This window comes from Nonomuraea recticatena, from assembly GCF_039533245.1.
GTDB classification, from domain to species: Bacteria; Actinomycetota; Actinomycetes; order Streptosporangiales; family Streptosporangiaceae; genus Nonomuraea; species Nonomuraea roseola.
On the sequence record NZ_BAAATE010000014.1, the window covers coordinates 1 to 26283 of the forward strand.

At 72.1% G+C, this 26283-nt stretch carries 23 protein-coding genes; 15 read left to right on the forward strand and 8 right to left on the reverse strand.

Annotated features, from left to right (window positions below; translation table 11 throughout):
* Positions 1-299: 299 nt before the first annotated feature.
* The 4 genes from ABFX50_RS25445 to ABFX50_RS25460 all read left to right on the forward strand — a co-directional run bounded on the left by ABFX50_RS25445 (position 300) and on the right by ABFX50_RS25460 (position 2946).
* Entirely contained in the window at positions 300-659 is a 360-nt protein-coding gene (locus ABFX50_RS25445) for a 5-carboxymethyl-2-hydroxymuconate Delta-isomerase (RefSeq protein WP_346149856.1), read from the forward strand.
* An 86-nt stretch (positions 660-745) separates the two neighbouring features.
* The gene (locus ABFX50_RS25450) at positions 746-1345 is read left to right on the forward strand and encodes an RNA polymerase sigma factor (protein ID WP_346149857.1); all 600 of its coding nucleotides are present in this window, start codon (positions 746-748) and stop codon (positions 1343-1345) included.
* On the forward strand, positions 1338-2369 hold the full coding sequence (locus ABFX50_RS25455; protein WP_346149858.1) for a CU044_5270 family protein: 1032 nt from the start codon (positions 1338-1340) through the stop codon (positions 2367-2369). The genes ABFX50_RS25450 and ABFX50_RS25455 overlap by 8 nt, the downstream gene beginning before the upstream one ends.
* 73 nt (positions 2370-2442) lie before the next feature.
* Entirely contained in the window at positions 2443-2946 is a 504-nt protein-coding gene (locus ABFX50_RS25460) for an alpha/beta hydrolase (RefSeq protein WP_346149859.1), read from the forward strand.
* Positions 2947-3103: 157 nt separating this feature from the next.
* On the opposite strand, the gene ABFX50_RS25465 is transcribed toward ABFX50_RS25460, so the two are convergent.
* Both ABFX50_RS25465 and ABFX50_RS25470 read right to left on the reverse strand, forming a co-directional pair.
* Complete coding sequence (locus ABFX50_RS25465; protein WP_346149860.1) at positions 3104-4702, reverse strand: AbfB domain-containing protein; 1599 nt, start codon at positions 4700-4702, stop codon at positions 3104-3106.
* A gap of 73 nt (positions 4703-4775) precedes the next feature.
* Positions 4776-6470, reverse strand: a complete 1695-nt coding sequence (locus ABFX50_RS25470; RefSeq protein ID WP_346149861.1) for an RNA polymerase sigma factor — start codon at positions 6468-6470, stop codon at positions 4776-4778.
* Positions 6471-6771: 301 nt separating this feature from the next.
* Here ABFX50_RS25470 and ABFX50_RS25475 point away from each other — a divergent pair, with 301 nt between their 5' ends.
* The 3 genes from ABFX50_RS25475 to ABFX50_RS25485 all read left to right on the forward strand — a co-directional run bounded on the left by ABFX50_RS25475 (position 6772) and on the right by ABFX50_RS25485 (position 8605).
* Positions 6772-7128 (forward strand): hypothetical protein, encoded by a 357-nt coding sequence (locus ABFX50_RS25475; RefSeq protein WP_346149862.1) that lies wholly within the window; start codon positions 6772-6774, stop codon positions 7126-7128.
* 227 nt (positions 7129-7355) lie between these two features.
* Positions 7356-7994, forward strand: a complete 639-nt coding sequence (locus tag ABFX50_RS25480; RefSeq protein ID WP_346149863.1) for a nucleotidyltransferase domain-containing protein — start codon at positions 7356-7358, stop codon at positions 7992-7994.
* A 188-nt stretch (positions 7995-8182) separates the two neighbouring features.
* On the forward strand, positions 8183-8605 hold the full coding sequence (locus tag ABFX50_RS25485; RefSeq protein ID WP_346149864.1) for a hypothetical protein: 423 nt from the start codon (positions 8183-8185) through the stop codon (positions 8603-8605).
* 315 nt (positions 8606-8920) lie between these two features.
* Here the strand turns inward: ABFX50_RS25485 and ABFX50_RS25490 are convergent, their stop codons facing one another.
* On the reverse strand, positions 8921-9106 hold the full coding sequence (locus ABFX50_RS25490) for a hypothetical protein (RefSeq protein ID WP_346149865.1): 186 nt from the start codon (positions 9104-9106) through the stop codon (positions 8921-8923).
* A gap of 127 nt (positions 9107-9233) precedes the next feature.
* Here ABFX50_RS25490 and ABFX50_RS25495 point away from each other — a divergent pair, with 127 nt between their 5' ends.
* Complete coding sequence (locus ABFX50_RS25495; protein WP_346149866.1) at positions 9234-10001, forward strand: phosphotransferase; 768 nt, start codon at positions 9234-9236, stop codon at positions 9999-10001.
* Between the two features lie 19 nt (positions 10002-10020).
* On the opposite strand, the gene ABFX50_RS25500 is transcribed toward ABFX50_RS25495, so the two are convergent.
* Positions 10021-10845 carry a helix-turn-helix domain-containing protein gene (locus tag ABFX50_RS25500; RefSeq protein WP_346149867.1) on the reverse strand — a complete coding sequence of 275 codons (825 nt, stop codon included), beginning with the start codon at positions 10843-10845 and terminating at the stop codon, positions 10021-10023.
* Positions 10846-10925: 80 nt separating this feature from the next.
* On the opposite strand from ABFX50_RS25500, the gene ABFX50_RS25505 reads away from it, so the two are divergent.
* The 3 genes from ABFX50_RS25505 (at position 10926) to ABFX50_RS25515 (ending at position 12332) form a co-directional block, all read left to right on the forward strand.
* The gene (locus tag ABFX50_RS25505) at positions 10926-11342 is read left to right on the forward strand and encodes a VOC family protein (protein WP_221240963.1); all 417 of its coding nucleotides are present in this window, start codon (positions 10926-10928) and stop codon (positions 11340-11342) included.
* A gap of 161 nt (positions 11343-11503) precedes the next feature.
* Positions 11504-12064, forward strand: coding sequence for an RNA polymerase sigma factor (locus ABFX50_RS25510; protein ID WP_346149868.1), 561 nt, complete (start codon positions 11504-11506; stop codon positions 12062-12064).
* Positions 12057-12332: a hypothetical protein gene (locus ABFX50_RS25515; RefSeq protein WP_346149869.1), complete on the forward strand. Its 276-nt coding sequence runs from the start codon at positions 12057-12059 to the stop codon at positions 12330-12332. The genes ABFX50_RS25510 and ABFX50_RS25515 overlap by 8 nt, the downstream gene beginning before the upstream one ends.
* Before the next feature lie 5 nt (positions 12333-12337).
* Here the strand turns inward: ABFX50_RS25515 and ABFX50_RS25520 are convergent, their stop codons facing one another.
* The 3 genes from ABFX50_RS25520 to ABFX50_RS25530 form a co-directional block, all read right to left on the reverse strand.
* Complete coding sequence (locus ABFX50_RS25520; RefSeq protein WP_346149870.1) at positions 12338-14011, reverse strand: hypothetical protein; 1674 nt, start codon at positions 14009-14011, stop codon at positions 12338-12340.
* A 250-nt stretch (positions 14012-14261) separates the two neighbouring features.
* Positions 14262-14570, reverse strand: a complete 309-nt coding sequence (locus ABFX50_RS25525; RefSeq protein ID WP_346149871.1) for a hypothetical protein — start codon at positions 14568-14570, stop codon at positions 14262-14264.
* A gap of 669 nt (positions 14571-15239) precedes the next feature.
* Positions 15240-18458, reverse strand: coding sequence for an AfsR/SARP family transcriptional regulator (locus ABFX50_RS25530; RefSeq protein ID WP_346149872.1), 3219 nt, complete (start codon positions 18456-18458; stop codon positions 15240-15242).
* Positions 18459-18583: 125 nt separating this feature from the next.
* Here ABFX50_RS25530 and ABFX50_RS25535 point away from each other — a divergent pair, with 125 nt between their 5' ends.
* Positions 18584-20131, forward strand: a complete 1548-nt coding sequence (locus ABFX50_RS25535) for an MFS transporter (RefSeq protein ID WP_346149873.1) — start codon at positions 18584-18586, stop codon at positions 20129-20131.
* Here the strand turns inward: ABFX50_RS25535 and ABFX50_RS25540 are convergent.
* Complete coding sequence (locus tag ABFX50_RS25540) at positions 20109-22715, reverse strand: ATP-binding protein (protein WP_346149874.1); 2607 nt, start codon at positions 22713-22715, stop codon at positions 20109-20111. The two genes, ABFX50_RS25535 and ABFX50_RS25540, sit on opposite strands and share 23 nt — an antisense overlap.
* 74 nt (positions 22716-22789) lie before the next feature.
* Here ABFX50_RS25540 and ABFX50_RS25545 point away from each other — a divergent pair, with 74 nt between their 5' ends.
* Genes ABFX50_RS25545 through ABFX50_RS25555 form a run of 3 tightly spaced genes read left to right on the forward strand, consistent with a single transcriptional unit; the run spans position 22790 to position 26141 of the window.
* Positions 22790-23866, forward strand: coding sequence for an alkene reductase (locus tag ABFX50_RS25545; RefSeq protein WP_346149875.1), 1077 nt, complete (start codon positions 22790-22792; stop codon positions 23864-23866).
* Positions 23863-25044, forward strand: a complete 1182-nt coding sequence (locus ABFX50_RS25550; RefSeq protein WP_346149876.1) for an MFS transporter — start codon at positions 23863-23865, stop codon at positions 25042-25044. Before ABFX50_RS25545 ends, ABFX50_RS25550 begins: the two co-directional genes overlap by 4 nt.
* A gap of 17 nt (positions 25045-25061) precedes the next feature.
* Complete coding sequence (locus ABFX50_RS25555; RefSeq protein ID WP_346149877.1) at positions 25062-26141, forward strand: LLM class flavin-dependent oxidoreductase; 1080 nt, start codon at positions 25062-25064, stop codon at positions 26139-26141.
* Positions 26142-26283: the final 142 nt, after the last annotated feature.

A 26283-nucleotide genomic window follows, 5' to 3' on the forward strand; every position in this document is an offset into this window, starting at 1 on the left:
GGCAACACCTTCGACGAGGGTGTGGCCGCCTTCCAGGAGGTGTGGAACCGGGCCGACCCGCCCCCGGCCATCACGGTCCACGTCGTGGCCGGCTTGGCCGGCCCCGAGTTCCTCGTCGAGATCGACGCCGTCGCCGTCGTGTGACTCCCCTACCCGGTCGTCGCTGCCGAGTCGCACCCAGTGTCAAGGCGGCCGGCATGGCGGCGACAATCGCCTGGGCGGGTCCATGCGACGCCCGCCCGAGCCCCCTCGTCCGCTACGGTGCCGAGCATCCGCTCACCACCTGACGAGGAGCGCCCATGCCCCAGATCACCGTCGAGTACTCCGCGGCGCTGGACGACGCGTTCGAGCGCCGCGCCTTCGCGCTCGCCGTCCACACGACTGCCGGCGCGCTCATCGACTCCGACCTCGACAGCTTCAAGACGCGCTTCCACCGGATCGAGGAGGGCGTCATCGGGGACGGGGCGGCCTCCCATGCCATGATCCACGTGGAGGTGGCGATCCTGCCCGGTCGCAGCGAGGAGACCAGGAGGCTGCTGGGCCAGGCCGTCCTCGACCTGGCCGTCCGGCATCGCAAGGACGTCGCGGAGACCGTCCAGACGACGGTGGAGGTCCGCGAGCTCACCGCCGGCCACTATCACAAGCACGTCTCTCCCTGAGGCCGGCCGCTCCCTGAGGTAAAGGGAACCGCTCGCGCCCGGATCGGCAACAACGGGTGACCCGATCCAGAGCCGAGAGGCCGAGAATGAGTGAAACGAGCGGGCCCGAGGGCGATGACGCCTCCGTCATCGCCAGGTCCCTGCACGAGCCTGAGGCCTTCGCCGAGGTCTTCCGCCGGCACGCGCCGGACATCACCCGCTATGTCACCCGCAGGCTGGGCGAGGACGCTGCCGACGACGTGGCGGCGGAGACCTTCCTCGCCGCCTTCAGGCAGCGGAACTCCTACGACCTGGCGCGCCCGAACGCGCGGCCGTGGCTGTACGGGATCGCGACCAACCTGATGAGCCGGCACGTGCGCGCCGAGGTGCGCCAGCTGCGCGTGGTGGAGCGCACCGGCGCCGACCCCGTGACGGCCTCGTTCGCGGAGCGCAGCGACGAGCGGGTCAGCGCTGAGGCCGCCCGCCGCAGTCTGGCGGGCGCGCTGGCGGCGCTGCCCAAAGGGCAGCGCGACACGCTGCTGCTGGTGGCGTGGGCGGGCCTGAGCTATCCCGAGACGGCCGAGGCGCTGGGCGTCCGCCTCGGTACGGTGCGCTCGCGCGTCAACCGCGCCCGGCTCAGACTCCGCAAGGCGCTCGGCGCGTACGACCCGATGGCCACCGTCAGTGAGGAGCCGGTCTATGAATGAGATGACCCAGCTGGAGAGGTTCCGCTCGGAGATCCCGCGTCCCGGCCTGGACGACCTCCGTGGTCAGCAGGACCGGCTGCTGGCGGCCATCGCCGATCCGACCCCGGCGGGCCCCGCGCGGAGACCGCGCGTCCCCGGCAGGCTCAGGCTCGGACTCGCGGCGGGGCTGGTCGCCGTCGCGGCGAGCGCGGCGGCCGTGGCCGCCATCACGGCCTGGCCGAGCGCGCCAACGGTGATCCACACCATGCCCGCGAGCGCGGAGGAGGTGCTCACCACAGCGGCGAGGCGGGTGGACGAGTTTCCCGAGCTGCGCCCGAAGCCCGGGCAGTTCCTGGTCTTCGAGTCGCGGACGATGGATCCCGCCGAGGTCAACGACGCCGCCGGCCATCACCGGTACCTGTCCCGCTCCGAGCGCAAGGTGTGGCTTCCCGTGGAGGGCGACTCGACGGGCGGCTTCATCGAGAGCCAGGCCCTCGAGCCCCGGCCCTACCCCGGCTGGCCGATCCCCTCGCACGCCGTGGCGAGCCCGGGCCGCAGCGGGCCCGAGAAGCTCGCCGACTTCGACCAGCGCGCCGAGTACCTGCGCACCGACTACGCCTACCTGAGCCGCCTTCCCACGCAACCCGAGCAGATGTACCGGCACCTCTACACCGGGCTCGGCAGCGGCCCCGAGGCCGACGCCGAAGCGTGGAACCGGGTCGGCGACATGCTCGCGGAGGCGTACCTGCCCAGGGCGCAGCGCGCCGCGCTGTTCAGGGCGGCGGCGGCCATCCGGGGGGTCACCACCGTCGACAGCGCCGTCGACGCGGCGGGCCGCACGGGGGTCGCGGCGGCGAGGACCAACCCGGGGCTCGGCATCCAGGAGGAGTACATCTTCGACCCCTCGACCTACCGTTACCTGGGCAGGCGCAGCGTCGTCTCGGACGCCGCCGCGGCCCAGGCGCCACTGGGCACCGTGCTGACCTCCTCCGCGCTGCTGAAGGTCACGGTCGCCGGCCAGGCCCCGGAGGTGGCGGGACAATGAGCCCGAGGAGGGCCGCGCGGACCGGACGGCTCGCTGACGATCCCATCGCATACCGCATCGAGAGAGGACAGACATGTCGGTTCTCGGCACGCCCTGGGTCGCCGCCGCTGTGGCGCGGGTGATGCAGGGCCTGGCCGCCGTCACCCTCGACATGGTCGCCAGGCGCAGGGGGATGACGGTGCCGGAGTTCGCGGGGAACACGGACGACATCACGATCCCGACGTCGATAGCGCCGGCGCGGGCGGTCGTCTACCGCCCTGCCGGCCAGGACCCGTGCCCGCCGGTGCACGTCAACTTCCACGGCGGCGGGTTCGTCATGTGGGGGGTGCGGCTGGACGACCCGCTGTGCCGGTATCTGGCCGCCGAGGCCGAGGTGGTGGTGGTCAACGTCGACTACATGGTCGCGCCGCAGCATCCGTTTCCCGCACCGCCGCGCCAGGCCTTCGAGGTCGTCCGGTGGGTGGCCGAGCACGGCACGGAGCACGGGTGGGACGGCGGGGGGCAAGGCCCGCCAGACGTACGCGGTGATCGCCCGCCGCGTCAGGCAAGCCACGCAGCCCTCCACACCGGTCCCTGACTAGTGCGAACCGCCGAGGACCGCACCAGGGCTTCCGGCTCTCGGACTCGGGGTGGAAGTCTTGCCGGGCGTCGGTGAGGCGTCCGCCGACCGCGGCGCCGACCACGCCACGCGCGGCCCGTACGGCCACCGGCTGGGCGGTCTTCGGCGGGCGTCGCTATGGCACGGCGGTGAAGGAGCTGTCGGCGCGGAAGGCCGGCGTGTCCTGCCGCTGATCCAGCCAGAGCTGGCGGTGGCGGTGGCGGACGACCCGGTCCGGGTAGTTGACCGACTCCAGCGTGACGGAGCCGCTCCTGGAGCCTGCCCTGGCCAGGAAGGTCGCGTCGCGCTCGAAGAGGGCGGTCCCGTTCGGAGCGTCGAAGCGGATCCTGTAGTTCCTGTGCCTGAGGTAGCGGCCGTCGGGGGCGACGAAGGAGTAGCCTTCGCCGGCGAGTCCCGGCACGATCGTGAACGCGATGGCCGTGCTGTCGAGATGGCCCAGGCCGTCGCGCTCGCCGACCGACGCGCCGGTGAGGTTGACCGGCCGCAGCTTCCTGGCCGCCCCGATCGGCAGTGCCCCCGCGGGACGGTTCCTGGTGAAGGTCAGCGTGCCGAACCCGAGGTGGTCGTACTTGCTGCCTCCGTAGTCTCCGCCGCCGCCCTCCGGCGCCAGCCGCTCGGCGTACGCGCTGATGTAGGGCGCGTCCAGGCCCCTGCGCACGACGTAGTGGTTGTACACCAGGGCCCATACCGGGTCGTTCATGCCCCTGCCCGCCGCCGAGACGGTCGTCTGCTGCTGCGGCGCGCAGTTCCTGCCGTTCTCCCACTTGTAGGTGGTGAACGGTACGTCGTGGCCGAGGTTGTACCTGGCCACGTACTCGGCGCCCTTCATGAAGCGGTTGTCGGCGTAGCCGTACAGATCCACGCCCTGGTTCCAGGCCATCTCGCAGATCACGCCCATGAGGCCGACGCCGAGGCTGCTGTGCCCCTGGTCGCGACCGCTCTCCTGCCACTGTCCGAGTCCGCCGGGGTGCAGGAAGGGCACCGCGCGCATGATCGAGCCGTTGCCCGCGCCGTGCTTGAAATACTCCACCGCCCGGCTGACCTTGGCGCCGTCGTCGGTGAGGACGCCGATGGCCAGGACAGAGGCCATGGCGCAAAGGTCCCAGTTGGCCCAGTAGTTGGAGACGCAGGCGTCGTTGTGCTTGGTCAGGAACTGCTCGTTCAGTGGGTAGAAGACCTTCACCAGCATCGAGGCGAAGCGCTCGAAGTCGAAGCCCGGGTAGCCTCGCATGATCTCGGCGACGTTCGCCCACTGCCAACCCTGGATCCCCGCGGCAAGGAAGCGGTCGGCGTTGCCTGTGAGCGTCCGCAGGCTGCCTGACCAGGCGTTGAGGATCCTCGTCGCGGCGTCGCCGTGTGCCTTCTCGCCGCTGATCTTCCACCGCAGCGCGTTCTGGTAGGCGGCGGCCACGTCGACGCACATCTGGCCGATGTTCTGCCCTGTCCCGCCGCGGATGACGGTGGCGAGCGGGCGAGGCGTCCACGTGCTCCTGGAGCGCCCGTTGGCCACCAGCTTGTCCCATCCCGCCTTCCACGGCTGCGCGCCGGCGTTGACCTGAGCGGCCATCCGGTCGAAGTCGGCCTGGGTGTGCAGCAGTCCTGGATGCCGGAAGCCCGCGGCCTCGGCGCGGGCCGCGGGCGGCAGCACAACGGCGGCTCCGGCGCCGATCAGGGCCGCCTTGAGCAGGCTCCGCCGGCTGGTCTGCGTGATCATCTCGGTCCTTTCGTCATGGTCACTTCGGCACAGGAGACGCGGGAGCCGCTTGCGGATAACACAAAATCGGGATTCATACCTGACTGCGTTGGGGGACCCGGTGGGGATCGACCGGCCGGGCCCTGGTGACGTACTGGGGGACGGGGGCACGGTCGTCACCGGTGTCACGGGTCAGGCCGTAGCGGACGATGCCCTTGGCCGGATCGGGCTTGGCGGTGAGGTCCGCCCAGACCTCGCGCCAGGTCCTGGGCGCCACCGACAGGTCGACGTCGGTGCCGCCCTCGTTGTTGTGCAGGGTGACGCTGCCGTCGAGGTAGTAGAACTCGTTCTGCCACATCTGCTGGTGGCCCTTGGGCAGCCTGACGACGCCGGTGTCGGGAGCGCCCATCCAGGTGACACCCGGTGCCTGCTCGTCGTCCATGCGCCGGCCGCCGCCCGAGGCGACGTGGAACAGCCTGCCCTTCAGCCCTGTCCAGGTGGCGGGCGGGAAGTGGCCGATCCTGTTGCGGTAGAGGATGCCCCACCTCACCCCGATGTAGCCCTTGCCGGTGATCGTGATGAAGTCCCCGCGGTGCGTCATCTGGGGGGCGCCGCCGTGCCGCGAATAGCCGTGTTTCCCACTGATTCTCAGCGTTCCGGCGGCACGCGCGGGCAGCGGGGCGGGCGGGCGGTTCCTGGGCGGAGCGTGATCGACGACGTCGACCACGCTCCCGTAGCGGCTGCGCGTGCGGGTCCTGGCAGGGGTCGGCGTGGGCGAGGCGGCAGGCGCGGGCGAGGACGGAACGGCAGCGGTCGGCGAGGCTCGCGCCGGCGTGGGCGCAGGAGAGGAGGCTACGGCGCGCGGCCTGGGCGCCTGGGCCGGCTGGAGGGTCTGGACGACCGCCGCGCCGCCCGCGATGACCGTGACTCCGATCGCGGCCACCGCGATCGGCTTGGTGGCCAGCGACGTGCCCGCCAACCCGGCGGCGGTCGCCGCCTTGCCCTTGACCAGCAGGCCCAGCGAGAGTCCTGCGGGGAGCGCCACCAGGCCGAGCCCGGCGAGCAGGCCCTCGACGGGCACGAGGTCGGCTCGCTGGTCGGCGCAGGTGCCGCACTCTCGGACATGTTTGGAGATCCGCTTGCGCCACAAGGAGCTCGGCGCGCCGTCCCAGCCGATCGTCACCTCGGCGAGCGCCCCGCAACGTGGAGACGCCGACACCGCCCGCACCACGGCGCGCGAGCTCTCCAGACGACGCTTCATCCGCTGGACGCGCACGGCCGCGTGCTGCTCGCTCACCCCCAGGCCCGCGGCGAGCTCGGCCCTGCTCAGCCGGCCCGCCACCTCCAGCCACCACAGGGAGAGCACCTGCCTGTCGTCGGGATCGAGCCAGCGCGTCGCCTCAGCGGTCTCCTTGCGCTGCCCTGACAGGCCCAGCTGGATGACCGTCACCCCGACGAAGTCGGCACCCGCGTCGGCCATGCCGCGCACCTCGTCGAGGACGGAGTCGGCGGGCGTACGAGCGCGCTGCCAGTCCCGCACCTGGCTCATGGTGATGGCCACCAGCCACGACCTGAAGCTCTCCGGATCGCGCAGACCCGGCAGCCCGCCCACGACTCTGGCCATGGTCTCCTGGACCACGTCGTCCACGTCGGGATGCCCGTCGAGCGCGCGGCCCGCGATGTTGTAGACGAGCGGCAGATGGTCCCTGACCAGCTCATCGACGGCCGCGCGGTCGCCACTCCTCGCCGCGAGAACCGTGTCGACCTCGTACGTCGGCTGCGTGTACACCCATCACCTCCGCCACTTCCCACACACGAGAGACGTAGCAGCATCCTCTAAATACCAGGAAATGTCAGATTGGGCGTTTGTCGCGTGCGCCTGCTCGCACGGTTCAGCCGTCGGGTCGCACGATCGGCGACGCCTGCGACATCCGGTTCGTTGGGGAGCTCGCCGCATCGCTCAGCGCTCCCACGGCATGCACCACGGCGCGCGCACCGCGCAGGGTTAGGGTGATCCAGGTTGAGACGGGGAGAACAGCACGCGAAGAGACCACCTCCCTCGTCCCCGGCAGGTGGCGCCGCTCCCGCCTGTGGAGCGTTACACGCGGGGCGAGTTCCTCTTCTTCTTCGACAACGACGCCGTCCTCCCGGCTCCGGATACCCTTGCCCACCCTGCGACCGACCCCGCACGACATGCGGGCTTCCACCGACTCATCGCCCGCAACCGTGTCTGGCTCGCCTACCGCCGCCTGCCTGCGCCTTTGATCCCCCTCTACCCTGTGATCTGGACGCTGCTCAGCGCCGCTCGCATCCGTTCCCGCGCCAACCTGGCCGTCTGGTTCGCCGGTCTTCTGGAAGGGCTCAAGGGCGGCCACGGACAGCGCCGGCCGATGTCGTGGGGCACCGTGCTGCGGCTGACTCGTGCCGGCCGCCCGCCAATCGTCTAGGAGCTCGCCGAGTCACCGCTGTCGGGGTCGAGTTGCTGCTGGAGACCGGCACGCATGCTGGGATGTCGAAGACGCCCCTCTCGTCCAGCACTGGTTCGACACACTGCCATGGGTGCGGGATCTCGGTGACCGGAAAGCAATGCGGTCGGCATCCGTTCTGGTAGGGCCTGACGTCGGTCCCCGTAAGAAAGCCGCACCCGGCCGGGTCGCGACAGTACGTTGTGCCGATGACCGAATCTCTGCCGCCGGGCGGCGCTGTGCTCGATGCCGAGGAACTGCATACGCGGTGGGCGGACGCCTGGCGGCCGGAACAGGTCGCGGAGCGGCTGGCCGGGATCGGTGCGCCCTGGTGCATCGCGGCCGGGTGGGCGCTGGATCTGTTCCGCGGGGGGCCATCACGGCCGCACGGCGATCTGGAGATCGCCGTGCCCGCGGCGGGCTTCCCGGAGATTCGAGACCGCTTCCCCGAGTACGTCTTTGACGCGGTGGGCTCGGGACGGGTCTGGCCGGGGGCGGGAGCTGAGGCGCTGTCGGCCACGCACCAAACCTGGCTGCGGGATCCGGCGAGCGGTCAGTTCCTGTTCGACGTCTTCCGCGAGCCGCATGAGGGCGAGACGTGGATCTGCCGACGTGACGAGGGGCTGCGGCTGCCCTACGACGCGATCATCGAGAGGACGGCAGACGGGATCCCGTACCTGGTGCCGGAGGTGGTGCTGCTGTTCAAGGCGAAGGCGTCGCGGCCCAAGGATCAGGCGGACTTCGACGGGGTGTTGCCGCTGCTGGGCCGGGCACGGCGGGCTCTCCTTGGTGAGTGGCTGGAGCGCGTGCACCCCGGGCATCCGTGGCTGGCGGAGCTGGCGGGTTGAGTGCGCGGGCCGTGCCTGGATCGTACGGTTGCCTCCCTGCCCCACAGCGGGCCGTGTGCTTCCGGGATGCGGCCGCACCCGATGGCCCGTCTCACATGTGCGACCCGTCACATTGAGCACGACTCGTGGGTGGGGGCCGACAGCCGGTGGTAGTCATGATCACACCAATGGCCATCGAAAGGACATTCGTGCGCACACGTAAGCTGGCGACCCTCCTGGCCGGCGCGGCCCTTGCTGCCTCTACCACGCTGGTGGTGGGCGCCGCTCCGGCCAGCGCCGCCGGCCCCTGTGGCAGCAGCTACTCCAGGGTCGGCGTTTACCCCATCTCCAGAGGAGACGGGACCCGCACGGGCACGCTGGAGGTGTACTACAGCTCCAGCGCCCGAAAGAACTGCGCCCTGACCTACGGCTACGGCCCCTACGCCAACACCAGGAGCTGGAAGCGAGTCACGATCTCGAGAGGCGACGGCAGCGGGGAACAGACCAATGCCGGGGAGTTCACCTACTACGCGGGCCCGGTGTACGTCTCGGCGCCCGGGCAGTGCATTGACGTTGCGGGAACGGTACCGGCCTGGGTGACCCGCGAGCTCGACAACGTGCACTGCGGCTGATCTCCCGCCATGCCGAAGGCCCGCCGCGCGGCGGGCCTTCGTGCTGCTACCGGCCTTCGACTGGAGCGGGGCGGCGGCGTCTGCGGCCTCCCCTGCTGAGTGTCGGCGGGTTCGATGCGCACCTCACCGTAGTTCAGGGGAATGGACGTCCACGTCTGCCGCAGGAGCCACGCGCGCAGATGCCTCATGACGGGGGCGGGCACCGCCGGTGAGGGATCGCCCGAGTAGGCCGTGGGTGTCGGAGCCGGGGCGGCCTCGGTCGGCGGGTGAGCGGCCGGACGACCCGGAGCCCCGACGGGGGCTCCGGGTCATCGATCACAGGTAGTGGCCGCACTGGCCGAAGAAGCCGTCCTCCCAGTCGAAACACCACTCCCAGACGATGTAGCCGTCGTTGGGCTGCGCGTGGGCAGGGGCGGCGGTGGCGCCGCTGATCACGACAGCGGCGACGGCGCCGAGCATGACGGCCACGGCCCGCTTACCCGCCCTGGAGAAACGCGACATCGATGACTCCTCCTCATTCGTCGGAACGTTGATGAGTCCATCGCGACGGACCTGTGTATCACCTGGAGCCCGGCTGTAGGTCAGTTGCAGGTGGCTATGACCCGAGGTGGGCCAGGATGGGACCGTGATGGAAGAACAACGCCTCCCCGGCGGGAACACGGGCGGCGCGGTTCGGGCAGGCGACACCGTCCGCCGCGCCCGTGGCCCGTGGACGTCCTCGGTGCATGCGCTTCTCCAGCACCTGGAGAACGTCGGGTTCGACGGAGCTCCACGGGCGCTGGGGTTCGACGACCAGGACCGAGAGGTGCTCACGTTCCTGCCAGGCGACGTGGTCGGGACCGCACGGCCATGGCCCACGTGGGTACACAGCGAGGACGCGCTGTGCCAGGTGGCTCGCTGGCTGCGCGACTTCCACGCCGCCGTGGCGAGCTTCGTCCCGCCTGCGGACGCGGTGTGGCGCGAGGGAGGGACCTGGCGGCCCGGCCTCATCGTCGGCCACAATGATGCCGCCCCCTACAACGCGGCCTGGGCCGACGGACGCCTCGTCGGCTTCTTCGACTGGGACTTCGCCGCTCCGGTCACCCCGGAGTGGGATCTCGCCTTCACCGCCTTCGCCTGGGTGCCGCTGCACGCTCGCCACGTCGTGGCGGCGGAAGGCTTCACCGCGCTCGCCGACCGACCCGAAAGGCTGCGGCTGTTCCTCGACACCTACGGGTGGAGCGGCCCTGCCGGGCAGTTCGTCGAGATCGTCCGCCAACGCGTCAGCGCCTCGGCCGAAGGCATCAGGCGCACCGCGGCGGCAGGCGACCCGGCCTATCAGACCATGGTCGAACGCGGCGTCGATGCGGCACTGGAGACGGCCGTGGACGAGCTGGCCGACTTCCCTCAGTGGTGAACCGATCCACCCGGCAGGATCAGCTGATGAGCGCGGCGAGCGCCTCGCGGCTCCGCTCGTCGGCGGGAGTGTGCGCGAAGACGTAGAGGCCCTGCTCGGCGACGGGCCGCAGCAGGGAGAAGGTCAGCCGCAGGCCCTGCCGTGCCCCCTCGACGGCGGCGGTGATCGGCGCGAAGTCCTGCACCGCCCTGCACTCCCACCAGTGCGCCGCGTCCGGGCGCTCCTTGGTGAGCAGGGCGACGATCTCGGCGGCGCGCCCGTCGTCGGGCCAGTGCGCGGTGTCGGCGCGGAACTGCTCGTACAGCCCGCGCAGCAGCGGCTCCTCCGCCACCACCCGGTACGGCCCGCCGCCGACGTGTGGCGCGGCGAGCAGCAGCAGGGCGTTGCGCCATTCGGCGGGCGCCGCATCGGGATCGCCCCAGACGAGACGGTAGGCCCGGTTGGCTGCCAGGACGTCGAACCGCTCGTCCAGGACGGCCGCCGGAGTCGTCGCCCAGCCGTCGACCAGCGCCCGCGTCGCCTCCCCCACCACGATCGGCGTCCGGCCCGCTCTCGGCGCCGCCGGCAGGAACCCGGCCAGCGACAGCGTGTGCCGGTGGGCCGCCGCGTCCATGCCGAGCACGCGGCAGATCGCGTCGAGCACCTGCCTGGTCGTGCGCGCCCTGCCCTGCTCCAGCCACGTGTACCAGGCCACGCTCACCCCCGCCAGCGCCGCGACCTCCTCGCGGCGCAGCCCGGGCGTGCGCCGCCTGCCGCCGCCGTCCAGCCCGGCCTGTGCGGGGGTGACCTGCTCTCTGGCCGCGCGCAGGTGCGCGCCCAGCTCGCGGCGCAGTGAGGCGTTCATGGGCAGGAATCCTATGAGTACGGCTACCACCATCAATCCTCACCTGCCTGCGCCCGCGCTTCTCCGCGATGCTCGATCACATGACACGGCTATGGCGAAAGCAGACCGACTCCTCCACCCTCACCGAGCCCCGCGTGCTGATCCGCGTGTTCGTGCCGCAGGGGAGGCTGGAGGCGAGCGTCGAGTTCTACCAGCGGTTGCAGCGCGTCGAGGCCGACGCGCGTTTCGACTTCCCCGAGGCGGGCCTGCGCCTGGCGACGGTCGGGGCGTTCCTGGTCATCGAGGGCGACGCCGAGGCGCTGGCCCCCTTCCGCAGCACCACGGGCACGCTGCTGGTCGACGATGTCGTGCCGTACCACGACAGGCTGGTGGCCGAGGGCGCCGAGATCATCTTCCCGCTGCAGCAGGTGCCCACAGGCGCGGGCTTCAACGCACGCCACCCGGACGGGACGGTGGTGGAGTACGTGCACCACCGTCCCACCTCCGAAGGCCGTTGACGCGGCGTGAATCCTTTGGGGCTGTTCGCGCCTCTTATACGTGTCGGCGACAATGCCGGCACAGGATCCGGAGGTTGTCATGATCGTTGGTGCCGTGGTCATCGTCGCGGCCGCGCTCGTCTGCACGTGCGCTGTCGTGCTGCGCCGGCGGAGGCGCTCGCGTGGCTGAGACGACCTGGCCTGGAAGGCAGCTGATCGTCGCCGCGCAGGGTGGTGACGTCGAGTCGATCGCCGCGCTGGTGTCGGGCGCGCACCCGCACGTACGGCGGTTCGCGCACGCGCTGTGCGCCTCGCCGGAGGACGCGGAGGACGCCGCGCAGGAAGCGATGATCATCCTCTATCGCAAGATCGGGATGTTGCGGGCCTCGGGCGCGCTGGCCTCGTGGATGTTCCGCATCGTCCGCAACGAGTGCCTGCGCAGGTCGCGGCTCGTGCTGCACCACCACGCCCCGGTGGAGGACACGCCCACGCTGTCGGCCGAGGACGAGGTGGTGCGACGGCTGGAGGCCGGGAGGGTGGCGACGGCGATCGCCGCCCTGCCCGCCGACCTGCGGCACGTGCTGATCATGCGGGACGTCCAGGGGTACAGCGGGCGGATGGTCGCCGACGCGCTCGGCCTCAGCGTCCCCGCGATGAAGTCGCGCCTGCACCGCGCCCGCGCGACGGTCAACCGCACCCTGCACGGCACACACGACCAGGCCGTGGGGGGCGACGATGTCTGACGATCGAAGCAGTTTCGCCAGCGCCTCGCTCCCCCGGCACCTGGTACGGGGCGTGGTGGGGTTCGGCGCGCTGATCGCCTCGGTGGCGCTGCTGCCCGCGCTGGGGCTCGTGAGTCTGGTGCTCGCCCCTGTCGGCCTGCTCGCCCTGCGCGGGTGCCCCACCTGCTGGGCGATCGGGCTGGTGGAGACCATCTCGATGGGCAGGCTGCGGCGTTCGTGCGTGGACGGCCGGTGCGAGCTGACCGACGGCCGTGCGACGAAGGTCTGACAGGATCAGGTGGCGGGCGAGGGCGAACGGCGCCACGCCACCCAGTTCCCCGCGTGGTTCTGGTTGCTGATCACCGGCCACCAGCCCTTGGGCGCCGCGGGCCAGGTGCTCTGGCTGGGCGTTCCCGCCCGCCACGGGACCACGACGAGGGTCACGTCGGGCGGGAGCCCCTCGGGCCTGCGCAGGTCGACGGGGACCAGCCTGGTCGGCACCTGGACCGCGTGCGACACCCAGATGCGCCAGTGCAGCCCCTCGTAGCTGACGCCCACCCTGTCCTGCGGACGTAGGCCGGCGGGGGTGAGGTCGGTGGCGAAGCTCAGCACGTCGCCCCACGGCGCGGAGACCTTCGCCACGGTCACTCCCGCGATCGCGCACTCGGCCGCCACGCACGCCGCGGCGATGACGGCCGGCCCTGTCCCGCGCGGCGCCGTGGCCCTCACCAGCGCGGCCAGCGTGAGCGCGAGCACAGCGGTCAGCGTGGCCAGGCCGAGGTCGAGTGACCCCCAGTTCCAGGTGAGAAAGGAGATCTCGGGGAAGTCGAACACGCCGAAGAAGTCGCGGGTCAGTCGCTCGCCCGCGTGCAGCCTGACGATCGCCATCGTCACCAGGGTGAGGGCCGCGGCCGCGAGCACCGCCCTGAGCGCCACGACGCGGCGGGCGCGGGTCAGCACCGTCAGCCCCACGGCGAGGAGCACGGGCGTCAGGCAGGCCAGATACCTGCCGTAGGCGAGGTTGGCGACCGTGCCTTCGCTCGGCAGGGCGGCCGCCGTGGCCAGGGCGACGCCGGCCACGGCGGCCACCGTGGCGCCCGCCACCAGCCGGTCCGCCGAAGGCGCGTTCCGCCGCAGCATGAGGGCGGCCAGCGCGACCAGGCCGACGCCCGCCAGTCCCCAGGTGGCGACGATCGCGTGCCAGAGCTGGCCCGTGGCCACCGACAGCGTCCACGCCAGGCCGTCCCAGCTGGTCAGCCGGGTGATGAGCCAGTCCCCGAGCGGCGCGACGCCGCTCGGGTAGATCTGGTGCCGCACCCACGCGTTCAGCGCCCAGCCGAGGCCGGCTCCGACCGCCGCGACGGCGGCCGCGGGCCAGAGGTCACGTCGGGCCGTACGGCCACGCAGGGCGGCCACAAGGGCGAGCAGGCAGGCGTGCACTCCGAGGAGGATGAGCCCGCGCGCGTGCGTGCTGTAGGCGAAGGCGACCGTGGCGCTCGCCGCGACGGCGTAAGACCTGCCGCCGCCGTCCAGCCAGGTGTGCAGCAGCAGCAGCCAGCCGAGGACGACCACCGGCAGGACGGCGTCGGTGAGCGCGAACTGGGAGTAGTACACCGCGGAGGGAACGAGCGCGGTGACGTGGGCGAGCACATAGGCCTTGCCCTTCGGCAGCCCCATCCGGCGGAGCGCCAGATAGGCCAGGACCAGCAGCCCCGCGCCGACCATCGCGTTGATGACGATGACCAGGCGATAGACGGTTGCGGGGTCGTCGCTGAGCCAGTACGCCGGGGCGATGAGCAGCGGATAGCCGCCCTGGTAGAACGTCCGCCAGGACAGGTCGCTCGCGGCGCCGCCCGACAGCAGCCGCGCGGCCAGTAGATATCCGGACTCATCGGGAATCAGCAGGGGCACCGCGTGCTGGAATCCGAGGATGACACGAAGAGCGGCCTGGGCCAGCCAGCCCGCCACGAGGGCGGAGATCCAAGACCGCTCTTTGACGGGCGAAGGAGTGAGAACGGACGGGATACTGACGCTCGCTGGTCCCACGATGGCCCCTGAGGAAAAGACACGACTGGCTGGTGACGGCCGCACCATATCTCCGGAGATTCACCCTGACGGCGCCGCAACATCTGGGTCGCGTATGCACGTGGCAATGAGTGAGTGAGCGGCCGTGCCCGGGATGTCCCGGACACGGTGCCGCGACTACTCCTGCCGTCCCTCAGTCGACCGGCGGCGTGTTTCTGACGAAGGGCCTGCAGTTCGTGGGCCAGGTGTAGGTGCCCGTGACGCGGCACGAGGTCTGGTAGACGTCCCCGTCCGCGGTGAGGATGGAGATGGCGATGTCGTTGCTGGCCGGCTCGCCCTGGTCCACGATCGTGGCCGCGACGACCGTCTCACCTCCCGGAACGAGCGGCGTCAGATCCTGCCAGGTCGGCATCTTGCTCGAGTCCCTGACGAACAGGCCTCCGGAGGCCGGGACGAGCAGGGTGAAGTACTTGTTGTTGGCCTGCGCGCTGTCGAGGCTCACGCCGGGCCCCTGCGCCCCGGTCTCACCCGCGGGACCTGTCGGGCCGGTCGGGCCGGTGACGCCTGTGGAAGGCCCGGCCGGGCCGGTCGGGCCCATCGGGCCGGTCGGGCCGGTGCTGCCCGTGGAAGGCCCGGCGGGGCCGGTCGGGCCGGTCGCACCTGCGGGTCCTCGCGGCCCCTCGGGGCCCCTCGGTCCCGGCGGGCACTTACAGCCGCGGACGTTGCAGCGCCTCTTGCAGGGATCAGGAAAGGACTCAGAGAACTGCGCGAGGTTTCCCGGAGAAGCGGTTCCGACACCCGAGGACGACGCGCCACCGAGCCACTCCGAGCGGAAGGTGTCGGCCGAGGCGCCCCCGGACGTACCGAGGGATGAAGCGAGGACGATCGTCGCCGTGGCCCACGCCAAAGCTCGTCCACCGAAGCGGAGATGATTCGCCCGCTTGGCACTAATTATGGACATCTTGCTTCCATCTGACGTCGAGGTTTCCGAAGAATCCAATTCACTACCGCGCCACAACGGCAGCGGCACGCAGGAGATACCCCTCGACTCGATAGAAAACCCGTGGTTTCTCGCCATTTGCAGGCAAAGGTACTTCAAGTCCGAATTAGCCGCCCACGACGCCACCTTTCCCCGTCGGCCACACTATTCTTCATATATTGTCCTATTTCATCACTTAATAGCGTCGGCGGGGAGGAGTCCGCCACCGACGGCGAACTCCGCGGCGAACCGCGTCTCGCCGATGGCCTCGACGGCTCCCGCGGCGATCCTGTCGACGTCCAGCCGCTCGCCCTGCGGCAGTGGCACGCCCACCGACCGCCTGGCCGCCGCGGCGGCCCCCAACAGCCTGGCGGCGTGGACAGGACGGCCCGCCAGCAGCCGGGCCCCCGCCAGCCCCTCCAGCGCCAGCGCGACCGCCCGCGGATCGCCCGTCGCCTCGGCGGCGGCGAAGCCGTCCAGCTGCAGGGCCGTGGCGGTGTCGGCCTGGCCCCTGTGCTCGGCGATGAAACCCAGCTCGGCCAGGATCAGCGCGGGCAGACCCGGCTCGTAGCCCATCCGGCGGTGCAGGTCGAGAACGCTGCGCAGATGCGCCTGCGCGGTGTCGAGGTCACCCTCCCTGCGCGCCCCCATGCCGAGCCCGATCTCGGCGAACTGCTCGCCGAAGGTGTCCGACTGCTCGACGGCCAGCCGCCGCGCGCGCTCGTGGAACTGCCTGGCCTTCGGGTAGTCCCGCATCAGCAGGGCGATCCTGCCCAGCCCCGCCAGCTTGAAGGACACCTCCCGCCAGAGACCGAGGTCCTCGGCCATCCGCAGTCCGTCGCGGTGGAGCCTCGCGGCGCGCTCGTAGTCGCCCAGGACCTCGGCCTCGGTGGCCAGCGGCGTCATGGCCTGGATCTGGCCCCACTGGTCGCCGAGGTCCCTGAACAGCTCGAGGCTGCGCTCGCTGTCCTGCCGTACCGCGCCGAAGTCGCCGCGCAGCTTGGCGTGGAAGCTCCTGCTGCTCAGGGCGGCGGCGGTGCCCCAGCGGTCGCCGAGCGAGCCGAAGGTCGCCAGCGCGCGGTCGATGAGGTCCGCGCTCCTGGACGGGTCGCCGATGCCGTAGGTGTGCGATCCGAGGAACCACTCCATCCTGGCGCGCCCGCCGGGATCGTCGACCCGCTCGTACGGCTGCAGCGCGGCGAAGTGGGCGGCGAAGTGGGCCGCGCCGCCGCCGAGCAGCAGCCTGATGCCGCCCAGCCAGGCCGTGGCCTTGGCCACCTCGGCGTCCGAGCCGCCCTGCCCCGCCGACAGCGCCATGGCCAGCAACCGCTCGGCCTCGCTGATCCTGCCGCGCAGGTACCAGTACCAGGTCAGCGCGTTGACCAGGCGCAGAGCCAGATCGCCCGCGCCGGAGCGCGCCGCGCTCTCCAGGGCGGCGCGCAGGTTGGCGCTCTCGAGGTCCAGCCGCCGCAGCCACTGCCGCTGGCCGTGGCCCCTCAGGTGCGGCTCCGCGCGTTCGGCCATGCGCGTGTAGTACTCGCGGTGCCCTCGCCTGAGAGCTTCGAGTTCGCCCGCCTCGCTGAGGCGTTCGACGCAGTAGGCCGTGACCGACTCGAGCAGCCGGTAGCGGGGACCGTCCTGGTCGTCGGAGACGACGACCAGCGAGCAGTCGACCAGGCGGGCGAGTAGATCGACGACCGTCGCGGGATCCAGGTCGCCCGCGGCGCAGACCTCCTCGGCGGCGGCCAGCGTGCAGCCGCCGGCGTGCACGGCCAGCCGTCTCAGCACCGCGCGCTCCTGGTCGCCGAGCAGCGACCAGGACCAGTCGATCACCGCGCGCAGGGTCCGCTGCCGTTCAGGGGCCCCGCGCGCTCCTGCGGCCAGCAGCCGGAACCGGTCGTCGAGTCGGGCCGCCACCTCGTGCACGCCCAGCGCCCTGACCCTGGTGGCGGCCATCTCCAGCGCGAGGGGGATGCCGTCCAGGCGTTCGCAGATCGACACGACCGCCTCGACGGTGCTCTCGTCGAGGGTGAAGGAGGGGGCCGCGGCGCTCGCCCTCGCCACGAACAGCTCCACCGCGCTGAAGCGGCGCGCCTCCTCTGGGCCGAGGCCGGCCCCGGGGGCGGGCAGCAGCAGGGGAGGCACCGGCCGCACGTGCTCTCCCGTGATGCCGAGATGCTCCTGGCCCGTCGCGAGGATCTTCAGCAGGGGCGCCGCCTTGAGCAGGTGCTCGGCCAGCTCGGCGACCGGTTCGACCACGTGCTCGCAGTTGTCGAAGACCAGCAGGGCGGGCCTGTCGCCCAGCGCGTGGACGATCCGGTCGACCGGCGACAGCGGCCCGCTCACGTCGTCGCGCACGCCGAGGACGCCGCCGACCGCCTGGTGCACCTCGGCGCAGGCGCGTGAGCCTCGCGACGGGGGCAGCGCGGCGAACTCGACCAGCCGTACTCCGCCGGGGAAGGCGTCGCCGGCCTGCGCGGCGACCGCAAGGGCGAGCCGGGTCTTGCCGACCCCTCCCGCGCCGGTGAGGGTGACCAGTCTGGCGCTCTCCAGCAGGGCGCGCAGCTCGCCGACCGCCTCGGCCCTGCCGATCAGGTCGGTGAGCGGGCTCGGCACGTTCGTCACCGGGCGGACGGAGGTCGTGGCGGGAGCGGGCGCGGCGGTCAGCGCGGGGTCCTGGGTCAGGATCGCCTGGTGCAGCGCGGCCAGCTCGGGGGTGGGATCCAGGCCGAGGCTCTCGGCCAGCAGCTCGCGCAGCTCGGCGTAGCTGCTCAGGGCGGCGCTCTGGCGTCCCGCTAGGTAGAGCGCGCGCACGTGCGCGGCGCGCAGCCGCTCGCGCAGCGGGTGGACGGCGACCAGGTCGCCGAGCTCGTCGGCCAGCAGCGCGTGCTCGCCCAGCCGCAGCCGCGCCTCGGCCTGCTCCTCCAGCGCGGTCAGCCGCTGCTCCTCCAGCCGCGCCGTCGCCGCCCTGGTGAACTCCTCGTCGGCGAAGTCGGCGAAGGCGGGGCCGCGCCACACCGCGAGGGCGTCGGCCAGCAGGGCGGCGCGCTCTCCCTGATGCTCGCTCGCCCGCGCCCGAGCCGTCAGCTCCTGGAAGCGGGCCTCGTCGACCGCGCCGGGCTCGACGCGCAGCTGGTATCCGGCCGGGCGGGAGACGATCAGCTCCCTGCCGCCGGGCTCGGCCTCCTCCAGCACCCGGCGCAGCTGCCAGATCTTGCTCTGCAGCGCGCCGGTCGGGTTGTTCGGCGGCTTCGCGCCCCACACGTCGTCGATCAGCCTGTCGGCCGGCACCGGCCGTCCCCTGTGCACGAGCAGGTCGGCCAGCAGGGCGCGGACCTTGAGCTCGGGAACCCTGACCGCTCGCCCGTCCTCCGTCCACACCCCCAGCGGGCCGAGCACCCCGAAACGCATGCGGTCACGGTAGCCCATCGCGCCCCTCAGGCCTGGCCCGGGTGGGCGGCAGAGGACCGGGAGAAGTCCGGGAGAACATCCACAGCGCTCCCGGCGACGCTGGAGCCCTCTATGGAAGGAGCCCCATGTCATCGAAGAGAGCGGGAAGCAGGGAGTGGACCGGGCTGGCCGTGCTGGCCCTGCCCACCCTGCTGCTGTCCCTCGACCAGAGCGTGCTGTTCCTGGCGCTGCCGCCCCTGGCCGAGACGCTGCGGCCCAGCGGCACGCAGACCTTGTGGATCATGGACGTCTACGGGTTCATGATGGCCGGTTTCCTGGTCACCATGGGCACGCTCGGAGACAGGATCGGCCGCAGGAGACTGCTGATGATCGGCGCCGTCGGGGTCGGCGTCACCTCCTTGCTGGCCGCCTACTCCACGAGCGCCGAGATGCTCATCGTCAGCCGGGCGCTGCTCGGGGTCGCCGCGGCCACGCTCATGCCGTCCACGCTGGCCCTGATCAGCAACATGTTCCAGGACCCCGGGCAGCGCGGCAGGGCCATCGCGCTGTGGGCAGGCTGCTTCATGGCCGGCACCGCGCTCGGCCCGGTGGTCGGCGGGGTGCTGCTCGAGTTCTTCTGGTGGGGCTCGGTGTTCCTCCTGGGCGTGCCCGTGATGCTGGTCCTGCTGGTGACAGCCCCTTTCCTGCTGCCTGAGTACCGCGACCCGGCGGCCGGCAGGCTCGACCTGTTCAGCGTGGCCCTCTCGCTGGGCGCCGTCCTGCCGTTCGTCTACGGGCTCAAGGAGATCACCCGGTACGGCTGGCAGCCGCTGCCGATCCTGACCGCGCTGGCCGGGCTGGCCGTCGGCGCGGTGTTCGTGGCCAGGCAGCGCGGGCTGGCCCATCCGGTGCTGGACGTCCGCCTGTTCCGCTCCCCCGCCTTCACCGCCTCGCTGCTGATCTCCACGCTCATCATGGTCGCCATGTCGGGCAGCTACCTGTTCGTCACTGGCTTCCTCCAGATGGTCGAAGGGCTCTCCCCCGCGCGGGCCGGCCTGTGGATGGTGCCGTCGGCGATCGCCTCCATCGTCTCGGCGCAGCTGGCGCCCACCCTGGCCAGGCGCTTCTCGATGGGTACGGTCATCAGCGCGGGACTGGCCATCGCGGCGGCCGGTTACGTGGTGATCGCCTTCGCCGGTCCCGTCGGCGGGCTGCCGTTGCTGGTCACCGGATTCGTGGTCAGCTTCTTCGGCACCGGCCCCATCGGGGCGCTGGGCACCCACCTGGTGGTCAACTCGGCCCCTCCCGAGCAGGGCGGGTCGGCGGCCTCGCTGCAGGAGACCAGCGGCCACCTCGGTGTCGCGGCAGGCATCGCCGCCCTCGGCAGCCTCGGCGCCGCCGTCTACCGCGAGAAGGTCGTCATCCCCGCCGGGGCCTCCTTCGACGTCGCCCGCGACAACCTCGAGGGCGCGCTGGCGCTGGCGGGGCGGCTTCCCGCGGAGGTCCTGGCCGCCGCCAGGGCCGCCTACACCAGCGGGCTGAACACCGTCGCGGTCGTGTGCGCGGTGTTCGCCGCCGCCGCCGCGCTCGTCGCGATCACCGCCCTGCGGCGGGTCGGCGCCGGCGGGGTGGCGCTGGAGAGGGAGCGGCCGCTCGAGCCCTCGGGGGCCGTCAGGCGAGGTTCAGCCGGCTGAGCTCGCGGCGGGAGCTGACGCCCAGCTTGGGATAGGCCTTGTACAGGTGGTACTCGACCGTGCGGGGGCTGAGGAAGAGCTGGGCGGCGATCTCGCGGCTGCTGTGTCCCGTGGCGGCCAGCCGTACGACGTGCAGCTCCTGCGGGGTGAGCTCCGCGACGGGAGCGGGGTGGGCGGCCCTCGGTGTCTCCCCCGTGGCGTGCAGCTCGGATCTGGCGCGCTCGACCCACGGGGCGGCGCCCAGCCGGGCGAAGGTCTCCATGGCCGCGTGCAGCGGGGCGCGGGCGTCGCCGGGACGGCGGGCGCGGCGCAGCCACTCGCCGTGGAGCAGCTGGGTGCGGGCGTGCTCGAAGGGACGGCCGCCCTGGGCGTGCAGGCGGAGCGCCTCCAGGTAGAGGCTCTCGTCGTCGCTCGTCAGCGCCCGGCAGCGCAGGGCCACGGCCTGGGCCCATGGCTGCCGGGAGGCGTCCGCCCATGCCACCAGGCGGCGCAGCGGCTCCTGCGCCCTGTGCGGCTGCGCCAGCCGTACGGCGGCCTCGATCTGGTCGGGGGCGGAGGACAGCAGCACCGCGGCGTTGCGCCCCGGCCCCGACCAGGCGGCCTCCAGACGGTCCAGAGCGGACTCGTGGTCACCCAGCGACAGCTCCAGCAGGCTCAGCACCGCCTCGCCTGTCGCCCGGTAGGCGCCGGGCGCCTCGCCTACCAGCCGGCGGCAGCGGTCCTCGTCCCCCTCGATCGCGGCGATCCTGGCGCGGACCCCGTTGATCCACGCGATGCGCTGCTGCAGGCCGCTGTCGCAGGCGATCCCGACGGCCTCGGCGACCGAGGCCTCGGCGTCGCGGTGCAGGCCCGCCCACACCTGGGTCTGGGCCAGGACCTGCAGGACCTGGGGCAACGCGCCGATGAGGCCGTTCTCGCGGCAGCGCGCCACCTCGGCTGCGGCCAGCGCCATGGTGGTGGCGTCGTCCCCGATGATCATTCCGGTGTAGAGGGCGCGTTCGGTGTCGGAGGAGGTGGACAGGAACTCCACCAGCAGCGGCAGGCCGCGCGCGTAGTCGGCGCGCATGAGGTGGGACAGGCCCTCGGCCATGGGGTCGGGCGTGCCGAGCGCGGCCAGCTTTCTGGCCGCGGCTGAGACCGCGCCCTCGTCTCCGGTGAACCAGGCGTAGGTCGCGCCGGTGCGCAGCATGGCGGCGCCCTGACACGGATCGGCCAGGTCGGCGCGTTCCTGGAGCAGGTGGACGGCCTGCTCCTCCTGGCCGAGCTCGAACATCGCCGCCGCGCGCGCCATGGTGAGCTCCGCGTCGGGAAGGCCGGGCTCGATGAGGCTCTCGGCTCTCTCGGCGAGGACGGCCGCCTGGTCGGGATGCCCGCCCGACAGCGCGCAGGCCGCCGCTCTGGACAGCCAGCCGACCTGCTGCCGCACGTCGGTGCCGAGCCTGGCGGCCTGCTCGTACAGACGGGCGGCGGCGGCGTAGGCGGTACGGGAGGCCGCTCGCTCGGCCGCGGCGGCCAGCTCGGCCGCCACACCGGCGTCGGGCTCCATCGTCGCGGCGGGCAGGTGGTGCGCCCTGCAGTCGGGGCTCTTGGCGACCTCGGCCAGAGCCCTGTGCACGGCCACGCGCCTGGCCAGCGCCGCGCCCTGGTAGGCGGCGGTGGCGACCAGCGGGTGCCTGAAGGCCACCCCCGACTCGCTCACCTGCATCAGCCCCGCCCTTTCGGCCTCCTCGAGGTCGTCGAGGCCGACGCCGAGCGTCTGTGCCGCCTCCAGCTGGAGCGGCAGGTCTCCCCTGCCCTCGGCGGCCGCGATCAGCGCCATCAGCCTGGTCCGCTCGGGCAGGCGGCCGATCTGCGCCCTGAACGACGAGAGCACCCTGTCGGCCACCTGCAGGTGCGGCTGCCGCCCCGCCTGGCCGCGCCTGGCCGCGGCGAACTCGATCAGCGCCAGCGGGTTGCCCCCCGACTCGGCGATGACCTCCTCGCGCAGGACCGGCGCGACCTCGAGCTCGGCCAGCAGGCTGGTCGCGCTCCCGCCGTCGAGCCTGGAGGGGCGCAGCTCGGTCAGGCCTGGCGCGGCGAAGCCGTCCTCCCTCGTGGCGAAGACCATTGCCACGCCCTCGGCGGCCAGCCGTCTCGCGGCGAACAGCAGGGGCTCGGCGCTGGCGTCGTCGAGCCACTGGGCGTCGTCGACCAGGCACAGCACGGGGCCCTCCTCCGCCAGGTCGGCCAGGAGGGTGAGGACGGCGAGCCCGGTGAGGAAGCGGTCCTGCCCGCGTGCGAGGTCGGCTCCGAGCACCGCCTTGAGCGCGGCGGCCTGCGGGTCCGGCAGCGCGTCGAGGCGGTCCTGCAGCGGCCACAGCAGCTGCGTCAGCGCGCCGAAGGCGAGGTCGGCCTCGGGTTCGATGCCCGTCACGCGCAGCACGCGCAGGCCGAGCGCTGCCGCGCCGCCCGCCGCCCAGTCGAGCAGCGCGGTCTTGCCGATGCCCGCCTCGCCGCGCACCACGAGGGCGCCGCTGTGCCCCTGCCGCGCCGAGGTGATCAGGCCTTCGAGCTCGGCCTGTTCAGTGGACCGCCCGTAGAGCACGACACCTCCAAGTACCTATGACCAGTAGATCCTACTGATGCGGCGAAACATTCCCCGCTCGTACGTTCGTCGGCATGAACGAACTATTCGAGCAGGTCACCCTGGGCAAGCTGGACCTTCCCAACCGCCTGGTGATGGCGCCGATGACGCGCAGCCGCGCCGTCGGCGGACTGGTGACGGATCTGACGGCCGGGTACTACGCGCAGCGGGCCGGCGCCGGGTTGATCATCACGGAGGGCACCCAGCCCTCGGTGATCGGCCAGGGCTACATCGACACCCCCGGGTTGCACACGCGCGAGCAGGCCGAGGCGTGGCGCAGGGTCACCGACGCCGTCCACGAGCGCGGCGGCCGGATCTTCGTCCAGTTGATGCACTCGGGACGGGTCGGCCACCCCTGCCTCTACCCTGACGGCGCGCTGCCGGTGGCTCCCTCGGCGATCGCCTCCGGCGGCCAGATCTACACCCATGACGGCATGCTCGATCATCCCACGCCCCGCCCGATGACGCTCGACGACATCGCCTCGACGGTGGAGGACTTCGTCACGGCGGCCACGTACGCGATGGAGGCCGGGTTCGACGGGGTGGAGCTGCACGCCGCCAACGGCTACCTGCTCCACCAGTTCCTGTGCGGCAGCGCCAACGCCCGCTCCGACGCCTACGGCGGCTCGGTCGAGAACAGGATCCGCTTCGCGGTGGAGGTCGCGCAGGCGGTCTCCGACGCGATCGGGCCCGAGCGGGTCGGCATGCGCATCTCCCCCGCCAACGGCAACAACGGGATCAACGAGCGGGACTCCGCCGACGTCTACCCTGCGCTGATGCGCGCCCTGGCGCCGTACGAGCTGGCCTACGTGCACGTCATGGAGTTCGGCAGCAGGGAGATCACCAAGCTGGTCAGGGCCGCCTGGCCCGGCACCCTCATCCTCAACCCGCACGCGACGGGCCAGGAGGCGAAGGTCACGCCTGAGGCCGCGACCGCGGTGCTGCGCGAGGGCCTGTGCGACGCGGTCAGCCTCGCCACCCTGTGGCTGGCCAATCCCGACCTGCCCGAGCGCATCAGGGCGGGGGGCCCGTACAACGAGGCCGATCCCTCCACCTTCTACGGCGGCGACCACCGCGGCTACACCGACTACCCGACGGTGGCCGCCCGATGAGCCTCCATGTACGGCAGGCCAGGCTCTCAGCGCTCTCGCTGGCCGTGCTGGCAGGGCCGATGTCGTTCGGCATCGCGGGCCCCGCGCTCATCCTGGGCGAGGTCGCCGACGGCCTCGGCGTCTCGCCCGCGACGGCGACCTGGCTGGTGACGGTGTTCGGCTGGGGCATCGCGGTGGGAACGCCGCTGATGTCGGGGCTGGTCGGCCACCGCGGGGTGCGCGCCACGGCGGCGCTGTGCGGTCTGCTCGTCCTGGTGGGATCGGCTCTCGCGCTCGTCGCGCCCTCCTTCCCCCTCCTGCTGGCCGGCAGCGCCGCGCAGGCGCTCGGCGCCGCCGGTCTGACAGGGCTGGCCATGCACCTGGCCGACTCCCCTCGCAGGATGGGCATGGCCACGGCCTCGCTCGCCGTGGTCGGCTCGGTGTCGCCACTCGTGGGGTCACTGGTCAGTGATCTGCTGTCGTGGCGCGTCGTGCTCGCGCTGCCGGTGGTGGCCGTGCTGGCGGTGCCCGCCGTCCTCGGTCATGCGCGCCAGGAGCCTTCGCCAGGCCGGTTCGACGCGACGGGCGCCGTGGTCCTGACCGCGCTGGTCACCGCGCTGGTGTTCGTCCCCCACCAGCCCGTGGTGGCGGGGATCGCCGCGGTCGTCGTGGCGGCGGCGTTCGCGCTGCACCTGCGGCGCAGGCCTGACGGCTTCGTGCCCGCCGTCCTGGTGCGCTCGCCCGCCTTCCTCGGCGCGGCGGGGCTCGCCTTCGCCCTGGCCGTCGGCAACTTCGCGCTGATCTACGCCCTTCCCGCCCGGCTGACGGAGCTGACGACCTGGACGTCCGCGCAGATCGGCGTGGCCATGGTGTGGCCGCTGCTGTTCGGCGGCGGCCTGTCGTGGTTCGTCGTGGCGGCCTCCGCGAGGATGCGACCGCGCCTGCTCATCGCGGTGCTGGTCGTCGCGGGGTTCGCGGCCGCGCTGACCGCGGCCTTCACCGGGTGGGCGTTCGGCCTGCTGGCCGCGCAGGCGGCGGCCTCGATCGCGGCCGCCTCGGGACAGGGGGTGCTGGCGGTCCGCGCCACCGCGGCCGCCCCCGAGGAGCACAGGGCGGCCGCGATCGGCCTGTTCAACCTGTGCTACCTGCTGGGAACCGCCTTCGGCCCCGCCATCGTGGCGCTGCTCGTTTCCGCCTGACAGAAGGGACGACCACCATGCAGTTCGGAGTCTTCACCGTCGGCGACGTGGCGGCCGATCCGGTCACCGGGCGCACGCCGACCGAGTACGAGCGCATCCAGGCGATGACCACCATCGCGATCAAGGCCGAGGAGGTGGGCATGGACGTCTTCGCGACCGGCGAGCACCACAACCCGCCGTTCGTGCCGTCGTCGCCGACGACCCTGCTCGGCTACGTCGCCGCCAGGACCGAGCGGCTGATCCTGTCCACCTCCACGACGCTGATCACCACCAACGACCCCGTGAAGATCGCCGAGGACTACGCGATGCTGCAGCACCTGGCCGACGGCCGGGTGGACCTGATGATGGGCAGGGGCAACACCGGCCCCGTCTACCCGTGGTTCGGCAAGGACATCCGCGACGGCATCGCCCTGGCCATCGAGAACTACGCGCTGCTGCGCAGGCTGTGGCGCGAGGAGGCGGTCGACTGGACGGGCCGCTTCCGCACGCCGCTGCAGGGCTTCACCTCCACGCCGCGCCCGCTCGACGGGGTGCCGCCGTTCGTGTGGCACGGCTCGATCCGCTCGCCCGAGATCGCCGAGCAGGCGGCCTACTACGGCGACGGGTTCTTCGCCAACCACATCTACTGGCCGAAGGACCACTTCCAGCGCCTGATCGGCATCTACCGCGAGCGGTACGCTCACTACGGGCACGGCGCTCCCGAACAGGCGATCGTCGGCCTCGGCGGCCAGGTCTACATGCACAGGAACTCGCAGGAGGCGGTGCGGGAGTTCCGCCCCTACTTCGACAACTCCTCCGTGTACGGCCACGGCCCCTCGCTGGAGGAGATGACCGAGCAGACGCCGCTGACGGTCGGCAGCCCGCAGGAGGTCATCGACAGGACCCTGACCTTCCGCGAGCACTTCGGCGACTACCAGCGCCAGCTGTTCTTCATGGACGGCGCGGGGCTGCCGCTGAAGACCGTTCTCGAGCAGCTCGACATCCTGGGCGAGGAGGTGGTGCCCGTACTCCGCAAGGAGTTCTCCGCCCGCCGTGCCGCCGGCGTGCCCGACGCCCCCGTCCACCCGGCCCTGGGTGTCACCGGCGCCCCTGCGTGACCACCACCGGTGGCGGCGTCCGGTCCCTGCGCCGGCTCGACCGAATCGCCCGCAAGCCGGCCGAGCGGGGTTCGCGCCCAGCCACGCGAACGTGCTCGCCCACCAGCTGGTGTCGGCGCCACCCTTCGCCTCATCGCTAGAT

Coding starts and splice junctions, on each gene's coding strand:
- ABFX50_RS25455 (WP_346149858.1), top strand. CDS start 1,338: ATGAATGAGATGACCCAGCTGGAGAGGTTCCGCTCGGAGATCCCGCGT.
- ABFX50_RS25550 (WP_346149876.1), top strand. CDS start 23,863: ATGAGCCTCCATGTACGGCAGGCCAGGCTCTCAGCGCTCTCGCTGGCC.
- ABFX50_RS25505 (WP_221240963.1), top strand. CDS start 10,926: ATGACACGGCTATGGCGAAAGCAGACCGACTCCTCCACCCTCACCGAG.
- ABFX50_RS25515 (WP_346149869.1), top strand. CDS start 12,057: ATGTCTGACGATCGAAGCAGTTTCGCCAGCGCCTCGCTCCCCCGGCAC.
- ABFX50_RS25535 (WP_346149873.1), top strand. CDS start 18,584: ATGTCATCGAAGAGAGCGGGAAGCAGGGAGTGGACCGGGCTGGCCGTG.
- ABFX50_RS25555 (WP_346149877.1), top strand. CDS start 25,062: ATGCAGTTCGGAGTCTTCACCGTCGGCGACGTGGCGGCCGATCCGGTC.
- ABFX50_RS25545 (WP_346149875.1), top strand. CDS start 22,790: ATGAACGAACTATTCGAGCAGGTCACCCTGGGCAAGCTGGACCTTCCC.
- ABFX50_RS25465 (WP_346149860.1), bottom strand. CDS start 4,702: ATGATCACGCAGACCAGCCGGCGGAGCCTGCTCAAGGCGGCCCTGATC.
- ABFX50_RS25500 (WP_346149867.1), bottom strand. CDS start 10,845: ATGAACGCCTCACTGCGCCGCGAGCTGGGCGCGCACCTGCGCGCGGCC.
- ABFX50_RS25490 (WP_346149865.1), bottom strand. CDS start 9,106: ATGTCGCGTTTCTCCAGGGCGGGTAAGCGGGCCGTGGCCGTCATGCTC.
- ABFX50_RS25445 (WP_346149856.1), top strand. CDS start 300: ATGCCCCAGATCACCGTCGAGTACTCCGCGGCGCTGGACGACGCGTTC.
- ABFX50_RS25530 (WP_346149872.1), bottom strand. CDS start 18,458: ATGCGTTTCGGGGTGCTCGGCCCGCTGGGGGTGTGGACGGAGGACGGG.
- ABFX50_RS25450 (WP_346149857.1), top strand. CDS start 746: ATGAGTGAAACGAGCGGGCCCGAGGGCGATGACGCCTCCGTCATCGCC.
- ABFX50_RS25460 (WP_346149859.1), top strand. CDS start 2,443: ATGTCGGTTCTCGGCACGCCCTGGGTCGCCGCCGCTGTGGCGCGGGTG.
- ABFX50_RS25480 (WP_346149863.1), top strand. CDS start 7,356: ATGACCGAATCTCTGCCGCCGGGCGGCGCTGTGCTCGATGCCGAGGAA.
- ABFX50_RS25495 (WP_346149866.1), top strand. CDS start 9,234: ATGGAAGAACAACGCCTCCCCGGCGGGAACACGGGCGGCGCGGTTCGG.